This window comes from Pseudobutyrivibrio ruminis HUN009 (assembly GCF_000703005.1).
Lineage (GTDB): Bacteria > Bacillota > Clostridia > Lachnospirales > Lachnospiraceae > Pseudobutyrivibrio > Pseudobutyrivibrio ruminis_A.
Map to the genome: position 1 here is coordinate 1,355,923 of NZ_JNLH01000001.1, position 16,445 is coordinate 1,372,367.

General features: G+C 42.0%; 15 protein-coding genes. All 15 read left to right on the forward strand.

Translation table 11 applies throughout. The features are described from left to right. The first annotated feature begins 102 nt into the window (after positions 1-102). The 15 genes from hydE to BO15_RS0106280 all read left to right on the forward strand — a co-directional run bounded on the left by hydE (position 103) and on the right by BO15_RS0106280 (position 16,168). A complete protein-coding gene (gene hydE, locus BO15_RS0106210; RefSeq protein ID WP_033153304.1) occupies positions 103-1,161 on the forward strand; it encodes a [FeFe] hydrogenase H-cluster radical SAM maturase HydE in 1,059 nt (352 codons plus the stop codon). A 116-nt stretch (positions 1,162-1,277) separates the two neighbouring features. Continuing rightward, positions 1,278-2,720, forward strand: a complete 1,443-nt coding sequence (gene hydG, locus BO15_RS0106215) for a [FeFe] hydrogenase H-cluster radical SAM maturase HydG (protein ID WP_033153306.1) — start codon at positions 1,278-1,280, stop codon at positions 2,718-2,720. A gap of 78 nt (positions 2,721-2,798) precedes the next feature. Next, on the forward strand, positions 2,799-3,986 hold the full coding sequence (gene hydF / locus BO15_RS0106220; protein ID WP_033153308.1) for a [FeFe] hydrogenase H-cluster maturation GTPase HydF: 1,188 nt from the start codon (positions 2,799-2,801) through the stop codon (positions 3,984-3,986). 29 nt (positions 3,987-4,015) lie between these two features. Further along, positions 4,016-5,494 (forward strand): 4Fe-4S dicluster domain-containing protein, encoded by a 1,479-nt coding sequence (locus BO15_RS0106225; protein WP_033153311.1) that lies wholly within the window; start codon positions 4,016-4,018, stop codon positions 5,492-5,494. 175 nt (positions 5,495-5,669) lie between these two features. Next, entirely contained in the window at positions 5,670-7,607 is a 1,938-nt protein-coding gene (locus BO15_RS0106230) for an NADH-quinone oxidoreductase subunit L (protein WP_033153313.1), read from the forward strand. After that, on the forward strand, positions 7,607-8,482 hold the full coding sequence (locus tag BO15_RS0106235) for an NADH-quinone oxidoreductase subunit H (RefSeq protein ID WP_033153314.1): 876 nt from the start codon (positions 7,607-7,609) through the stop codon (positions 8,480-8,482). Before BO15_RS0106230 ends, BO15_RS0106235 begins: the two co-directional genes overlap by 1 nt. A gap of 24 nt (positions 8,483-8,506) precedes the next feature. After that, a complete protein-coding gene (locus BO15_RS0106240; protein WP_033153316.1) occupies positions 8,507-8,950 on the forward strand; it encodes an NADH-quinone oxidoreductase subunit B family protein in 444 nt (147 codons plus the stop codon). 12 nt (positions 8,951-8,962) lie between these two features. Beyond that, positions 8,963-9,325, forward strand: coding sequence for an NADH-quinone oxidoreductase subunit C (locus BO15_RS0106245; RefSeq protein ID WP_033153317.1), 363 nt, complete (start codon positions 8,963-8,965; stop codon positions 9,323-9,325). A 1-nt stretch (position 9,326) separates the two neighbouring features. Further along, positions 9,327-10,406, forward strand: a complete 1,080-nt coding sequence (locus BO15_RS0106250; RefSeq protein WP_033153318.1) for a nickel-dependent hydrogenase large subunit — start codon at positions 9,327-9,329, stop codon at positions 10,404-10,406. A 10-nt stretch (positions 10,407-10,416) separates the two neighbouring features. Then, positions 10,417-10,830, forward strand: coding sequence for a 4Fe-4S dicluster domain-containing protein (locus BO15_RS0106255; RefSeq protein ID WP_033153320.1), 414 nt, complete (start codon positions 10,417-10,419; stop codon positions 10,828-10,830). Between the two features lie 105 nt (positions 10,831-10,935). Then, complete coding sequence (locus BO15_RS0106260) at positions 10,936-13,293, forward strand: carbamoyltransferase HypF (RefSeq protein WP_052169802.1); 2,358 nt, start codon at positions 10,936-10,938, stop codon at positions 13,291-13,293. Continuing rightward, a complete protein-coding gene (locus BO15_RS0106265) occupies positions 13,284-13,493 on the forward strand; it encodes a HypC/HybG/HupF family hydrogenase formation chaperone (protein ID WP_033153322.1) in 210 nt (69 codons plus the stop codon). Before BO15_RS0106260 ends, BO15_RS0106265 begins: the two co-directional genes overlap by 10 nt. Continuing rightward, on the forward strand, positions 13,493-14,536 hold the full coding sequence (hypD, locus tag BO15_RS0106270; RefSeq protein ID WP_052169803.1) for a hydrogenase formation protein HypD: 1,044 nt from the start codon (positions 13,493-13,495) through the stop codon (positions 14,534-14,536). Before BO15_RS0106265 ends, hypD begins: the two co-directional genes overlap by 1 nt. Positions 14,537-14,658: 122 nt before the next feature. Then, positions 14,659-15,660, forward strand: coding sequence for a hydrogenase expression/formation protein HypE (gene hypE / locus BO15_RS0106275; protein ID WP_033154735.1), 1,002 nt, complete (start codon positions 14,659-14,661; stop codon positions 15,658-15,660). A 124-nt stretch (positions 15,661-15,784) separates the two neighbouring features. Beyond that, entirely contained in the window at positions 15,785-16,168 is a 384-nt protein-coding gene (locus tag BO15_RS0106280; protein WP_033153324.1) for a response regulator, read from the forward strand. The last annotated feature ends 277 nt before the right edge of the window (positions 16,169-16,445 follow it).

Here is a 16,445-nt window from a genome sequence, read left to right on the forward strand (position 1 = left end):
AAAAAAGAACAGCAAAATGAAAGAATAAACAAAAAAGCTATATAGTTTTATGGTATAGTATTGATTGTGAAAAAATAAACGATATTTTTTATCAATTAATTTATGGATACAAAAGCAAGACAGTTATTAGATAAATTAAATACAGAACATTCACTTCAGACCGAAGAGTACCAGTATTTACTTGATCACCGCAATCAGGAGCTGATGGATCTTGCAGCAGAGTATGCACGCCACTTTCAAAATCAGCATTATGGAAATAAAGTTTTCATCAGAGGTCTGGTGGAGTTCACAAATTTCTGCAGAAACAACTGTTTATACTGCGGAATCAGAAGAGACAATCACAACTGTGAGAGATACCGTCTTTCGGCTGATACCATTGTAGAGTGCGCCGATGAAGGCTACGCACTTGGTTTCAGAACTATCGTCCTACAGGGCGGTGAGGATTTCTCATATAGCGATGAGGATATATGCGATATCATTCGCAGAATAAAGGTATCCCATGAGGATATGGTTGTTACCCTTTCCATCGGGGAACGCTCAAAGGAAAGCTATCAAAAGTACTACGAGGCAGGTGCTAGACGCTACTTGCTCAGGCATGAAACTGCCAACCCAGAGCTTTATGCAAAGCTTCATCCGGCAGAGCTTTCATGGGATAATCGCATGGAATGCTTGAAGAATCTTAAAGAGATTGGTTATCAGGTTGGTGCAGGCTTCATGGTGGAATCACCTGGCCAGACCACTTATGACTTAGCTATGGATTTGAAATTCGTTGAAGAATTCAAGCCAGATATGTGTGGCATAGGTCCATTCATTAGCCATAAGGAAACACCATTTGCAAATAGCCCTAGTGGCACATTGGAGACAACACTGTTTTGTCTTTCATTACTAAGGATGATTTATCCGCAGGTACTACTTCCAGCCACCACAGCCCTTGGCACAATTCATCCAAAGGGCAGGGAAATGGGGATAAAGGCTGGCGCAAATGTAGTCATGCCAAATCTTTCACCTACCGGTGTTAGAAAAAAATACGCTTTATACGATAATAAGATTTGCACAGGAGAGGAAGCTGCCGAGTGCTTAGGCTGCTTAGGCCAGCGCATGGAGAGTATTGGGTATAAAATTGTTACTGACCCTGGAAACAGAGCTGGTTTTATAATTTAGTTAATTTAGCTAGTAAGTAACAAGCTATTATATTTCTGAAGGAGACATGTTAGTCGACGGAAGAAATCATAATGCTTGTTACTTTAACTAGCAGGATGTTGAGTAGAGGTATAAAAATGTACAATGTAAAATCTTTAAAAGCAGAAGAGTTTATCGACAATCAGGAAATCTTAGATACTATTGAGTATGCAGAGGCAAATAAGAACAACTTCGAGTTAATCGAAGAATTACTAGAAAAGGCTCGTCCAGTAAAGACAGCAGAAGGATGTGTATGCAAAGGTCTTACTCACCGTGAGGCATCAGTTTTACTGGCATGCGAGGAGCCTAAATACATCGAAAAGATGTATCAGGTAGCACAGGAAATCAAGGATGCTTTCTATGGCAACCGTATCGTTCTCTTTGCACCACTTTATCTTTCAAACTATTGTGTAAATGGTTGTGTTTACTGTCCATATCACGCAAAGAACAAGCACATCGGCCGCAAGAAGCTTACACAGGAAGAGGTTAAGGCTGAGGTTATCGCACTTCAGGATATGGGTCACAAGAGACTTGCCATCGAAGCTGGTGAGGATCCTGTAAACAACCCAATCGAGTACATCCTCGAGTGCATCAACACAATCTACAGCATTCACCACAAGAATGGCGATATCCGTCGTGTAAATGTAAATATCGCAGCTACAACAGTTGAAAACTATCGCAAGCTCAAGGAAGCAGGAATCGGTACATACATCCTCTTCCAGGAGACATACAACAAAAAGAGCTATGAGGAGCTTCACCCAACAGGACCAAAGCACGATTACGCATACCATACAGAGGCTATGGACCGTGCTATGGAAGGTGGAATCGACGATGTAGGACTTGGAGTTCTCTTCGGACTTGAAAGCTACAAGTATGAGTTCGCAGGACTTCTTATGCACGCTGAGCACCTTGAGGCTGTTCACGGCGTAGGCCCTCACACAATCTCAGTTCCACGTGTAAAGCACGCTGACGACATCAATCCAGAGGCATTCGACAACTCAATCCCAGATGAGATGTTCACAAAGATTGCAGCTTGTATCAGAATCGCAGTTCCTTACACAGGTATGATTATTTCTACTCGTGAGTCTGAGGAAGTTCGTCGCAAGATGCTTCAGGTTGGTATTTCACAGGTTTCAGGTGGAAGCCGTACATCAGTAGGTGGCTACACAGAAGAGGAGAGACCACACGATACAGAGCAGTTTGATGTTTCAGATCAGCGTACACTTGATGAGGTTGTTCGTTGGCTTATGGAGACTGGTCACATCCCTTCATTCTGTACAGCTTGCTACCGTGCAGGACGTACTGGTGACAGATTCATGTCACTTTGCAAGAGCGGCCAGATTATCAACTGCTGCCATCCAAACGCTCTTATGACTCTTACAGAGTACCTTGTTGACTACGCTTCAGAGGAGACAAGAGAAATCGGCTACAAGATGATTGAAGACGAGCTCAAGAAGATTCCTAAGGAAAATGTTAGAAAGACAGCTCTTGAAAATATCGAAGCTATTAAGAACTCAGACAGACGTGATTTCCGCTTCTAAGTTCTCAGATTTTTAATAAAATAGACAAAGTTATTTTGTATAATCATAATGTCTAAGTCTTGGTAAAGGAAAAATAAAATGTCCTTGAATAATACACCTAGTGGCCAGCGTGTTCACATTGGCTTCTTTGGAATTAGAAATGCAGGTAAATCAAGCATTGTAAATAAGCTTACAAATCAGGCGGTATCACTTGTGTCTGCGCACAAGGGTACCACCACAGATCCAGTTAGAAAGACTATGGAGCTTCTTCCATTGGGGCCAGTTGTCATTATTGATACAGCTGGTTTCGATGATGAGGGAGAGCTAGGTGAGCTTAGAAAAGAAAGAACATACCGCATCCTTGATGAGATGGATATCGTTGTTTTGGTACTTGATGCCAGAGCAGACCACCTCACAGAAGAAGAGGTTGATTTCCTAAAGATGGTTAAGGAACGCAAGGTGCCATACATCATCATTGAAAATCACGTGGATGAGGTGGCAGGTCATCCTTTTGAGGAACTGTCATCAGAGGAAAAGCTTCTTTATGTGGATGCCACAACAGATGATATGGCGGCTGTAAAGCAGGCACTTCTTCAGCTTGCTCCAAAGATTACAGAGCCACCACTCGTCGCTGATTTAGTACCAGAAAAGAGCACAGTTGTGCTTGTCATTCCAATTGATGAATCGGCCCCAAAGGGACGTATCATCTTGCCTCAGCAAATGGTTCTCAGAGATTTGCTGGACCACAGATGCAAAGCCATCTGCTGCCAGCCAGAAGAGCTTACAGAGGTACTTAATGAAGATAAATCGGTATCACTTGTTATTACTGATTCACAAGCATTTGAAACAGTATCAAAGATGGTGCCTGAAAATATACTTTTGACATCATTTAGCATATTGATGGCAAGATACAGAGGAAGCCTTAACACCCAGCTAAAGGGCGTCGCTGCACTTAAAAATCTGCAGGACAATGATAAGGTTTTGATTGCCGAAGCTTGCACACATCACAGACAGTGCAATGACATTGGCACAGTAAAATTACCTGGATGGATTAGAAAGCACACAGGTAAGGATGTTGATTTTGAATTTTCTTCAGGAAATGAATTTCCAGAGGATTTATCAAAATATAAATTAGTAGTTCATTGCGGGGGCTGCATGATTAATGCTAGCGAGATGCAAAGTCGAACTAAGCATTGCGTGGAGCAGGGGGTTCCAATAGTAAACTATGGAATGGCCATTGCCCATTTCAATGGAATATTAGACAGAAGTCTAGAGGTTTTAAATTAAACTGGCAAACAATGTAAAAGGAGAAAAATATGGTAACTTCAGATCAAAGTATTGTGCGTTTAAAGCACAACATCATGGAAGAAGTGTGTAAGCTTGCTTGGAAGGGTGAGCTCGATGCTTCTCACAAGGAACAGGTTTGTTATGAAATCATCCCTGGCCCAAGACCAACATATCGTTGTTGCGTTTACAAGGAGCGCGAAATCGTAAGACAGCGTGTTATCCTTTCATGCGCCGAGAATCTTCCTACTAACCCAGATTCTAAGAACGTAGTACAGGTTATCCAGCCTGCATGTGATGACTGCTCAATCGCATCATACTCAGTTACAGATAACTGCCGTTTCTGTCTTGGAAAGGCATGTCTCAACTCTTGTAAGTTTGGCGCTATCGCTCCAGGTGATAACAGAATGCATATCGATCCTTCAAAATGTAAAGAGTGCGGTATGTGTGCTAAGGAATGTCCTTACGGAGCAATCGTTCACCTTGAGAGACCATGTAAGAAGGCTTGCCCAGTTGGCGCTATTTCTTACGATGAGTACGGTCACTGCGTAATCGATGATGAGAAGTGTATCTCATGTGGTCACTGTATCCATAGCTGCCCATTTGGTGCTATCGGATCAAAGACATATCTTGTACATATCATCAAGGCTATCCTTGAAGGCAAGAAGGTTTACGCTATGTGCGCACCTGCTACAGAGGGACAGTTCGGTGAGGACATCTCTATGGCAGCAGTTAAGGAAGCTTGCAAGAAGATTGGATTCACAGACATGGTAGAAGTAGGTCTCGGTGGAGATATGACAGCTGCTTACGAGTCTGCTGAGTGGTTTGAGGCAAAGGAAGAAGGACGTAAGATGACAACATCTTGCTGCCCTGCTTTCATCAACATGCTTAGAAAGCACTTCCCAGAGCAGTTCGAGAACAACATGTCTTCAACAATTTCACCTATGTGTGCTATCTCACGTCTTCTTAAGGCTACACAGGGAGATGACGTTGTTACAGTATTCGTTGGACCATGTATTGCAAAGAAGTCTGAGGCTGCTGATGAGTCAGTTCCAGGAAATGCAGATTACGTTATCACATTTGGTGAGCTTCGTGCACTTATGCGTTCAAAGGGCGTAGAGTTTGAGCCAGTAGAGGAGAACTATCAGGAGTCATCAACATTTGGTAAGAATTTTGCTTCTTCAGGCGGTGTTGCAAAGGCTGTTATCGAGTGTATGCAGGAGCGTGGACAGAACACAGACGATATCAAGCTTATGCAGTGTGCAGGTGGTGCTGAATGTAAAAAGGCGCTTATGCTTCTTAAGAGCGGTAAGCTTGATGTAGACTTCATCGAAGGAATGATTTGTGATGGAGGTTGCGTTGGCGGACCTTCTAAGCACAAGGCTGAGAGAGAAATCCTTAAGGCTAGAACAGGTCTTATTGGCAAGGCTGATGGACGTAAGATTCTTGAAAACCTTAAGAATTACCCAATGGATAAGTTCTCAATGTACAGAGACGGACATATGGAATAAATTATAATTTTTACACCCTGTCGGAGAGTTTTCTGACAGGGTGTATTTTTGTGGAAAAATAACCATAAAAAGATAAAAAAATCAACGCTATGTTAGTAAATTTGTGGTATAGTATATCTGATGTGTTAAAAATATATCAAAAGATATAATGTAATACTATGGAGGTTAATAACATATGGAAATGCTAGTAACAGCGTTAATCTGTCTGCCATTTCTGTGGGCAATTTTTCCTGCATTGATTCATCATTCAAAATGCAGGGCTTTTTTTGTCTATCTAGGATGCGCAATTGTAATGATTCTATCCATCATTACAGCGGTTCAGTGGTTTAGGGCTGGCGGCCAAACACTGAATTTCTCATTACCATACCAGGAAACATTCAGTCATGTTTTCCTTGTAGGCGATATTCTTTTAATGTTTTTCATTATGTATCTTTGTGCAAAGTATAAGAAGACAATTATATCTTTGCTAACCATTGTATCCACAGTGATACCAACCGTTTTGGAGCTGGCAGGGCCCAAAATTCCAAACAGTTACACAATGCGATTTGATTATCTCACATTGATTATGATTTTGATTATTGGAATTGTTGGTACATTGATTGGAGTGTACGCAGTGGGATATATGCATGGCTATCACATTCATCATCACAAAGAGCTAAAGGATAGAAGAAGCTTTTTCTTGGCCATGATATTTGTATTTTTTGGTGCTATGTTTGGTTTGGTATTTTCAGCAAATCTATGTAGTCTGTATTTCTTCTGGGAAATCACATCTGTAACATCATTCCTGTTGATTGGATATACAAGAACTGATGAGGCTATAAACAATTCATTTAAGGCTTTATGGATGAACTTGCTTGGTGGATGTGGATTGGCAGCGGCAATCTCAGTTGGATATTTATGGTATGGAACTGTAAATCTGTTTGACTATATTGATTTAGTTCAGGCAGATCCTACCAACATCAGAAACATGCTTCCAATAGCATGCTTGGCTTTTGCGGCACTTACAAAATCGGCACAGTTCCCATTCTCAGGATGGTTGCTTGGTGCCATGGTTGCGCCTACACCATCATCTGCACTTCTTCATAGTGCGACAATGGTAAAAGCTGGTGTTTATTTGTTAATCAGAATATCTGTTGCAATGGCAGATAACTATGTAGGAAACATGGTAGCCCTTATTGGTGGCTTCACATTCCTTGCTGCATCTTGCCTTGCTATATCAGTTTCTGATGGCAAGAAGGTGCTGGCTTATTCTACAATTTCGAACCTTGGTCTTATAGTTGCATGTACAGGCTGCGGCTATGAGGAGACAATTTGGGCAGCAGTATTTCTTGTGATTTTCCATGCTGTTTCAAAGTCTATGCTTTTCCAGTGCGTTGGTGCTATTGAAAACACAACAGGCAGCCGCGACGTTGAGGATATGCAGGGATTGATTTCAATCTTCCCTAAGCTAGCTGTAATCCTTATGATTGGTATCGCAGGCATGTTCCTTGCACCATTTGGAATGCTTATTTCTAAGTGGGCAGCACTTAAGGCATTTATTGATACTACATCGGTTTATGTATCAACACTTATGGTACTTTTCATTTGCTTTGGTTCAGCAACTACAATGTTTTATTGGACAAAGTGGATGTCAAAGATTCTTGGAGCTTCACCACGTGAAAAGTCACGAGATCTTACAAAGAAGAACGAGTATATTTCGATGTTCTTCCATGCATTTATGATGCTCGCACTTATCCTTGGGTTCCCATGGCTGTCAAAGCATGTGTTAAAGCCACTTTCAAATGATATGTTTGGCACAGCAACACAGGTTATCTCATACCAGAATATGGTCATCATGATTGTACTTTTGGTAGGCATCTTTGTGGTCCCATTTGTAAACTATGTTCTGACAAAGGGACAAAAAGCAAAGCAGGTTATCACATACATGGGTGGTGCCAATGCTGGTGACAACTTCAACTTCGTATCAGCCACAGGTGATCCAAAGGAGATGCACATTGCAAACTTCTACATGGAAGACATCATGGGTGAGAAGAAGCTGTTCACTCCTGCGATAATGATTTCCACATTTATCATTATTGTTTATATGATTATCGTGATAGGAGGTGCGTTCTAATGACTACAACTCGAATTATAATTGCAGTACTTTATGTACTTTTAGCACCTTTTGTTATCGGACTTTTAGATGGCTTCGATAGAAAGATTTCTGCACGTATGCAGGGAAGACGTGGACCTTCGGTTCTCCAGCCTTTCTTCGATATCAAAAAGCTTTTTGAAAAAGAATTTTTAACAGCAAACAAGCAGCAGCTATTTATGATTTACTCATACGTATTTTTTATCGTACTATCAGGAGTAATCTTTTTCGCTGGCTTTGATTTATTACTTGTTGTATTTTCACTTTCAACAGCAGCAATGTTTTTGATTTTGGCAGCTACATCAACTCACTCACCATACTCTTCTCAGGGAACGCACAGAGAACTGGTGCAGATTATGTCATGCGAGCCAATGGAATTGTTGGTGGCAGTTGGATTTTATCTGGCTACAAAAACATTCAATGTAAATGAGATAGTGATGAATTCAACATATTCCAACATCATTTACTTGCCAGGATTTTTTGTAGGCTTTGTATTTATTCTTACAATCAAATTTAGGAAGTCACCATTCGACATTTCCACATCTCATCATGCTCATCAGGAGGTCATCAAGGGCGTGACTTCCGAGATGGTAGGTAAGGAGTACGGAATGGTTACACTTGCTGAGTGGTACGAAAATGCAATCCTTCTTGGCATAGTTGGATTATTCTTCCTTAACAGCAACCCACTTTCAGCGATTGGCGCTATCGTTGCAATTCTTGTTGTGTGGTTCCTTGAAATTCTCATCGACAACACATCTGCAAGAGTAAAATGGCAGCTTATGCTCAAGCTTGCTTGGGGCGTAACAATCGTTGCAGCTGGTATGAATCTCTTCTTGTTAGAGATTATCATGGGTTAATGTTTGGAGTTAGGAGGATAAGAAATGAGTACAATACATAAATCACCATGGCTCCTTCACTATGATGGAAGTAGCTGTAATGGATGTGATATAGAGGTTTTAGCTTGTACTACACCTGTTTACGATGTAGAAAGATTTGGTGTTATCAACACAGGTAACCCAATGCATGCTGATATTTTCCTCATTACTGGTGGTATCAATTCTCAGAATGAAGCTGTTGTAAAGCAGATTTACGAGCAGATGCCACAGCCAAAGGTTGTAATCGCTGTTGGTACATGTGCATGCACAGGCGGAATTTTTAAAGAGTGCTACAACATCAAAGGTGGCGCTGACACAGTTATTCCTGTAGACATCTACGTCCCAGGATGTGCTGCTCGACCAGAGTCAATTATAGATGGTGTTGTAAAGGGCATCGGCCTGTTCAAAGAAAAGGCAGAGGCTCTTAAGGCAGAGCAGAAGGCTAATTAGTAGGAGGAAATCATGCAAGAATTAAAAAAGGATTTATATTTAATCGACAAGGCTGAGCTCCTCCAGGTAATCATGGAAAAGAAGAATGCTCTTTGGAGACTTTGCCAGATTTGCTGCTCATTCCCAAAAGCAGAAAATCATTATGAAGTAACGTATTCATTTGCAAATGGATACGATTTTGCAAATTACAGACTCATCGCTGAGCGTGATGAAGAGGTCCCATCAATCTCTCGTGTATACAAATCAGCAATATATTATGAGAATGAAATGCACGAGCTTTGGGGACTCAACGTAGAAAATATCAAGGTGGATTTACACGATAAGCTTTATCGCATCGATGTAGAGACGCCATTTATCGAAAAGGAGGATAAGTAGTATGGGAAACAGAAGTATAGTACCTTACGGCCCACAGCATCCTGTCCTTCCTGAACCAATCCATCTTGATTTAGTTTTGGAGGACGAGAAGGTTTTGGCAGCAATTCCTTCTATCGGATTCATCCACAGAGGACTTGAAAGCCTTACAGGCAAGAAGGATTTCAATGAGATGGTATATGTGGCAGAGCGAATCTGCGGAATCTGTTCATTCATGCACGGCATGAGCTACTGCATGGCACTTGAGGATATTATGAACGTAGAGGTTCCTCGTCGTGCAGATTACTTACGTACAATTTGGGCAGAGATGAGCCGCCTTCACAGCCACTTGCTTTGGCTGGGACTTCTTGCCGATGGCTTTGGATTTGAGTCATTGTTCATGCACTCATGGAGACTTCGTGAGAAGATTCTTGATATGTTTGAGGCATCAACAGGTGGCCGCGTTATTTTCTCAGTAAACACAATCGGTGGTGTGCTGAAGGATATGCCAAATGATATGCTTAAGGATTTCGTTCGTCAGCTGGATGATATGGAAAAGGAAATCCGTGAGACAACAAGCATCTTCCTTGACGACTACACAGTAAAGAGCCGTCTTGTAGATGTGGGCATCATCACTGGAGAGGACGCTATTCGTCGTGGCGCTGTAGGCCCTATGATGAGAGCTTCGGGCATCAATGTTGATATGAGAAAGAACGGCTATGCAGCTTACAATGATATTGATTTCGAGGTAATCACATCTAACAAGTGTGATTCGTACGCTCGCTGCGAAGTGCGTATCGGAGAGCTCTTCCAGTCAATCGATATCATCAGACAGTGCGTTGCCAAGATTCCAGATACAGAAATCAATACAAAGGTTACAGGCATGCCAAACGGTGAGTCATTCATCCGCGTTGAGCAGCCACGTGGAGAGGCGTTCTATCATGTACGTGCAAACGGAACAAAGTTCCTTGATCGCTTCAGAGTCCGCACCCCTACCTTCGCCAACATCCCAGCTCTTACTCAAACACTTCAGGGATGCCAGTATGGCGATGTACCATTGCTGGTGCTCACAATAGACCCTTGTATAAGTTGTACCGAGAGATAGGAGGAGGATTATGGGACAGATATTGCCTTTTACAAAACAAGTGTTAAAGAACCTCTTTTCTGAGCCTGCTACTACTCAGTATCCTTTTGTACAAAGAGAGTATCCAGAGCGCACAAGAGGTCATGTAGACATTAATAAAGATCAGTGCATTCTTTGCGGTATGTGCATGCGCAGCTGCCCACCAGGAGCAATAAAAGTTGACAGAGCAGCGAAAACATGGACTATCAATCGCTTTGATTGTATCCAGTGTGGCTACTGCACAGAGAAGTGCCCAAAGAAATGTTTATCTATTACACCAGGCTATCAGGAGCCAGGCCCTGAGAAGTTCAACTACTCAGTAGAAGTGCCTTATGAGCCACCAAAGCCTGCTGCTAAGCCAGCCGCTGCAACAGCTCCTGCAGGCGGGACAAAGCCAGAGGCTTAGTGCCTTGTTTTGTTATCAAACATGATTATTTAAACGCTCCTGGCTGTGGCTGGGAGCGTTTGCTTGTTAAGAATAATAACGATTGAAATAACATAGGATATTTATATGATAAAGAAATTCACAGTCAAGGGCTTGGTCCAGGGGATAGGGTATCGTCCTTTTGTGGCTAAGCTGGCAGATGAATTGAATATAGATGGATGGGTGCGAAATACCGGAGGAATTGTGACGGTGTGCGCATCAGGAGACGAGGAGAAACTGGGAGAATTGCAAAGTCGATTGGCAGTGGAAGTGCCGACGGGGGGCTTTGTAACATCTGTTGAGGTGGAAGAGATTGATGCTGCCGAAACATCGGAACTGGAAGGCAAAGGCTTCACCATAGTTGAATCCGACCAGGATATCCAGGCAAACCTTCCTCTCATCCCAGCGGACATTGCAACCTGTGAGAACTGCAAGAAGGAGCTGCTGGACTCTACCAACAGAAGATACTTGCATCCTTTTATTAGCTGCACAGTTTGCGGGCCAAGATACTCTATACTGGAGCGATTGCCCTATGATAGAGATACCATTACAATGCAGGATTTTGATATGTGTTCGGAGTGCCAGAAAGAGTACACAGGCAAGCTGGATATTAGGCGTCATGCTCAGACTATAGCTTGCAATAAATGTGGGCCAAAACTTTCATTTACAGCTATTTCGGGCCAAAATAATGTGGATAACTTGCAAAATGCAGGATATCTTGCAAAAAACATAGTTCACAGAAAGTTCACAAGTGAATTTTTAGACAATTCCAATAAGGATTTTATGCCTCTAAAAGATGCAATTGTCCATATACTGAATGGTGGAATTCTAGCTGTAAAAGATATCGGTGGATATCATTTGGTGTGCGACCCATTTAACGAGAAAGCAGTGGCAAATCTAAGGCTACTAAAACATCGCGAAGCCAAGGCTTTTGCGGTGATGTTTTATGATTTAGAGCAGGCAAAAGAATATTGCAACATCAATGAAAAGGAAGCTGAGCTACTGGAAAGCCCTGCGAGGCCTATTGTCCTTGTAAAACGTAAATACGAATTAGAACAAAAGCTTGCAGACAACGTATGTCTCACAAGCCCAGATATAGGAGCTATGCTTCCATGCAACCCAGTGCAGATACTCCTGACCAAAGCTTTGGGGCCACTTATCATGACAAGTGGAAATGCCAGTGGAGATGTGCTAGAAACTGACGATGATAAAATGGAAGAATGGTTGCGACAGCGGGCCGAAACAGATGAGATGCGAGACGTACCACTAGCAATCTTATCCCACAACAGACGAATCCTGCGCCCAATGGATGATTCTGTAATGAAGGTAGTGGCGGGCAAGCAACAATTCATCAGGCGAGGGCGAGGCCATGTGCCAGCGCCAATTCCTGTGGATATCCCAGGGGAGATTTTTGCAGCCGGTGGGGATTTAAAGTCCAGCTTTTGCTATGTAAAAAATGGGTTAGCCTATGTGAGTCAATATCTGGGAGACATGGAATCAGTCAGCTGCCAGGAGTTCTATAAAAAGGAAAAGAAAGCCATGGAAACAATATTTGGCTTTACTCCACAGAAAAGTGTTGTGGATAAGCATCCTGGATATTTTAGTAGAAACAATTCCACTTTTGATATAGAAATCCAGCATCACAAAGCTCATGTGGCTTCGGTAATTGCAGAGCACGCTCTAAATGGAACACTCCTAGGTTTTGCTTTTGATGGAACAGGCTATGGTGACGACAAAAACATATGGGGCGGTGAGACTTTCTTATGGAAAGATAAACAGATGGACCGTGTGGCTCATTTGAAGCCAGTAAAACTTATAGGCGGAGATGAAGGCGCAAAGAACTGCGATACAATCCTCACAGCAATGCTTCATGGAAACGGTCTTCAGCCAACAGAAATAAACATGAACACCCAGTTGATTATGGCAGCTCTTGATAAAAATATAAACACTGTCACATCTTCATCAATGGGACGATTATTTGATGCTGTGTCGGCACTTCTTGATATATGTCATTACAATTCATACGAAGGGCAGGCTCCAATTGAACTGGAAAACATTGCGGCTACAACAAATAAGGCATACAAACTGCATTTGAATTCGGATGGTTGTACAAAAGAGTTGTTTCGTGATATCGTATATGCGATATCAAATGGGGTAGATAAAGCTGAAATTGCCAGAGGCTTTATAGAGGCAGTTTCAGATTATATAGTTGAAATTTCAAAGGAATACGAGAATAATCTAGATAAGAATAAACAGGTAGTATTATCTGGAGGAACATTCTTAAATCGAATTCTGATGGAAAGTACTGTCAGTAAGCTAGAGGACTTGGGCTTCAAAGTATATACAGCTAATCAGTTGCCACCGGGAGATGGTGGAATCTGTTTGGGGCAGGCTTTTTTATCACAATTTGAAAAGGTATACAAAGAGGTAGAAAAATGTGTGTAGCAATACCAGGTTTAGTAAAAAGATTAAAGGACGGCAAGGTCACAGTAGACTTTAATGGAAACGAAGTTGAAGCATATGCAGGCCTTGTAAATGTTAAAGAGGGAGATTACGCCCTAGTTCATGCAGGCTGCGTTATTCAGACTTTGAAAAAGGACGAAGCAGAGGAAATCATTGAGCTGATGGGAGGCCTAGAAGGTTAATGGAGTTCTCTGAGATTGTAGATTTTTTAAGAAATTATGATGGCAAGCCAATCAGGCTGATGGAGGTGTGCGGAAGCCACACTCATGCCATAGCGACTCATGGAATCAGGGATATTCTCTCTGATAAGATTCAGCTTTTGTCAGGGCCAGGATGCCCAGTGTGTGTCACACCCACAGCTTATATCGACAAGCTAATAGATATTTGTCTTGAGCCAAACACTACAGTCACCACATTTGGAGATTTGCTTCGTGTGCCAGGCTCCAAAGAAAGCTTGAACGAAGCAAAGGGCCGGGGCGGCTCAGTGGAGATGGTTTATTCACCAATGGATGTTCTTGCACTGGCAAAGAATCATCCGGATAGGGAATATGTTTTTGCAGCAGTAGGTTTTGAAACAACTGCCCCTGTCTACACATTGCTTTTAGACAATGCAATTGCCAAGGGGCTTTCTAATATAAAGATTCTTACAGCTTTAAAGACAATGCCGGGAGCTATTTCATATCTTTGCGACAATGGTGCGCAGATAGACGGTTTCATTGCTCCAGGCCATGTTAGCGCCGTCACAGGAGCCGATTATTTCAACGATTTGGCAGATAAATACAGCATACCTTTTGCAGTATCAGGTTTTGGTGCAAAGGAGCTAGTTATAGGCATATATGGCTTGGTTCAAATGGTTATAAACAATCAGCCGCAGGTCAAAAACTATTACACATCAGTGGTTGAACAGGGCCAGAACGATATAATCGTTTCTCAGCTCAATAAGTATTTTAGGCCTGCCGACGTGGTATGGCGAGGCATGGGAATCATCCCAGGCTCCGGCCTTTTGCTGAGAGATGAATATGCAAGCTTTGATGCAGGAAGCGATGGGCTTGATGAAGATAACAAGCGAAACAAGGCATGCCGATGCGGCGATATCCTGATGGGCAAGGCTACACCAAAGGATTGTCCATTATTTGGAAAGGTGTGCACACCAATGACGCCGGAGGGGGCCTGCATGGTTTCCGAAGAGGGCGCATGTTTCAATAACTATTTAATAAACAATTAAATAACTAAATGAACAAACAATAATTAACAAGCTATTATAACTTTGAACGAGACATTCTAGTCGAGTAAAAAGTTCATAATGCTTGTTAATGTAATTGTTTGTGGAATATGGGTAAAATAGATATGGATAAGATTATTATGGAGCATGGCTCAGGTGGCCGTGCAACTGGAGAATTAATAAAAGAGATATTTGAAGCTCAGTTTGATAGCGACGTTCTTTCAGAAATGGAGGATGCTGCTGTAGTGCCTGGTGATGCCACTATCGCCATGACAACAGACAGTTTTGTGGTTACGCCACTTGAATTTCCAGGTGGAGATATAGGTCGCCTTTGCATTTGCGGCACGGTTAATGACCTTTGCATGCGCGGGGCTGCGCCTAAATACATCACATGCGGTTTCATTCTGGAAGAGGGCTGTGATATAGAGCAGCTTAGACGCCTTGTAAAATCCATGGCCGCTACAGCAAAGGAAGCTGGAGTGAAAATTGTTGCCGGAGATACAAAGGTTATCGAAGGCAATGGAGGAATTTATATCAACACTGCTGGTGTTGGATTTGTTCCAAAGGGTGTGGACATCAAGGCAAAAAACGCCCAGGATGATGATGTGATTATTGTCTCAGGAAATGTTGGAGACCATCATGCTACGGTTCTCAGCCAAAGAATGGGCATCAAGAACACAATCGAAAGTGATAATGCCCCACTTCAGGAGATGGTAGGGAAGCTTATAGAAAATAAGATTCCAGTTCATGTATTAAGAGATGTTACAAGAGGTGGTCTAGCAACAGTATTAAAGGAACTTGCCTTAGCAAGCGGTCTTAGATTTGAGATTTTCCAGGAAAAGCTTCCTGTATCGGCACAGGTAAAGTCTTTCTGTGGATTGCTTGGGCTTGACCCACTATACATGGGAAACGAAGGTAAGTTGGTTGCCATAGTTCCAAAGGAGTATGCTGCGCAAGCAGTGGAAATCATCCGTGGATGTAAATATGGCGAAAATGCATGTATGATTGGAGCGGTTAATACACCTGAAAACGACAGCGAGGTAGGTGCGCTTATAATGAAAACAGAAATAGGTGGCAGACGTTTTCTTGATATTTTGCAAGGTGAGGGTCTACCTAGAATATGTTAACTCCTACAAACTCCAGTAGGACGTTAATATTTAACATTTATTTCATAATTAGATAGGGGCATCTTGTGCTATAATATACCTACACATCCAAATACGTTTGTTGAATGAATGAGGAGGATGCCATTTGGGAAAAACTGTACTGGTTGTTGATGACTCAAAGTTTATGAGAGCAGTTGTCAAAGGCGAAGTTGAAAGAAATGGCTGTACTGTTGTAGCTGAGGCCGATTGCAGTGATGCAGCGGTTGAAAAATACAAGGAGTTAAAGCCTGATATAGTGACGATGGATATCACAATGACTGTTGATGGACATACCATTGGTCGAAGTTCAAATGGCATAGATGCTATTAAGCAGATTATGGAATTTGATCCAGAAGCCAAGATTCTGGTGGTAAGTGCCATGGGTCAGAAGTGCTACGTTATAGAAGCTATTGAGGCAGGAGCCAAGGATTTTGTTATCAAACCTTTTGATGAAGTTCGATTTGCAGAGGCATTAGCACATTTCAAGTAGAACTGAATATGGTTTAAAAGGACTGCAAAGCGGTCCTTTTCTTTTGCAAAAATAGCAAACTTTGGTTGTGCGCAACGGAAACTCATTGTGTACGATGAATTACTCGATTTTGTTATAAAAAATAATGGGAAAGTAAAAAGACCGAGAACTCGGTCTTTTTGAGGGGAGTATAAATAATTAATAAGGGTGCAACTAGGAAACTCCTAGTTACGTTTCAGATTATAATATAACGGGTTATCCAATGCAATAGAATATTTAAAAAATTTTTATTGCATTG

Bases quoted from the DNA above. Each gene is read 5' to 3' on its own strand.
- hydE (WP_033153304.1), top strand. From the start codon at position 103: ATGGATACAAAAGCAAGACAGTTATTAGATAAATTAAATACAGAACAT.
- hydG (WP_033153306.1), top strand. From the start codon at position 1,278: ATGTACAATGTAAAATCTTTAAAAGCAGAAGAGTTTATCGACAATCAG.
- hydF (WP_033153308.1), top strand. From the start codon at position 2,799: ATGTCCTTGAATAATACACCTAGTGGCCAGCGTGTTCACATTGGCTTC.
- BO15_RS0106225 (WP_033153311.1), top strand. From the start codon at position 4,016: ATGGTAACTTCAGATCAAAGTATTGTGCGTTTAAAGCACAACATCATG.
- BO15_RS0106230 (WP_033153313.1), top strand. From the start codon at position 5,670: ATGGAAATGCTAGTAACAGCGTTAATCTGTCTGCCATTTCTGTGGGCA.
- BO15_RS0106235 (WP_033153314.1), top strand. From the start codon at position 7,607: ATGACTACAACTCGAATTATAATTGCAGTACTTTATGTACTTTTAGCA.
- BO15_RS0106240 (WP_033153316.1), top strand. From the start codon at position 8,507: ATGAGTACAATACATAAATCACCATGGCTCCTTCACTATGATGGAAGT.
- BO15_RS0106245 (WP_033153317.1), top strand. From the start codon at position 8,963: ATGCAAGAATTAAAAAAGGATTTATATTTAATCGACAAGGCTGAGCTC.
- BO15_RS0106250 (WP_033153318.1), top strand. From the start codon at position 9,327: ATGGGAAACAGAAGTATAGTACCTTACGGCCCACAGCATCCTGTCCTT.
- BO15_RS0106255 (WP_033153320.1), top strand. From the start codon at position 10,417: ATGGGACAGATATTGCCTTTTACAAAACAAGTGTTAAAGAACCTCTTT.
- BO15_RS0106260 (WP_052169802.1), top strand. From the start codon at position 10,936: ATGATAAAGAAATTCACAGTCAAGGGCTTGGTCCAGGGGATAGGGTAT.
- BO15_RS0106265 (WP_033153322.1), top strand. From the start codon at position 13,284: ATGTGTGTAGCAATACCAGGTTTAGTAAAAAGATTAAAGGACGGCAAG.
- hypD (WP_052169803.1), top strand. From the start codon at position 13,493: ATGGAGTTCTCTGAGATTGTAGATTTTTTAAGAAATTATGATGGCAAG.
- hypE (WP_033154735.1), top strand. From the start codon at position 14,659: ATGGATAAGATTATTATGGAGCATGGCTCAGGTGGCCGTGCAACTGGA.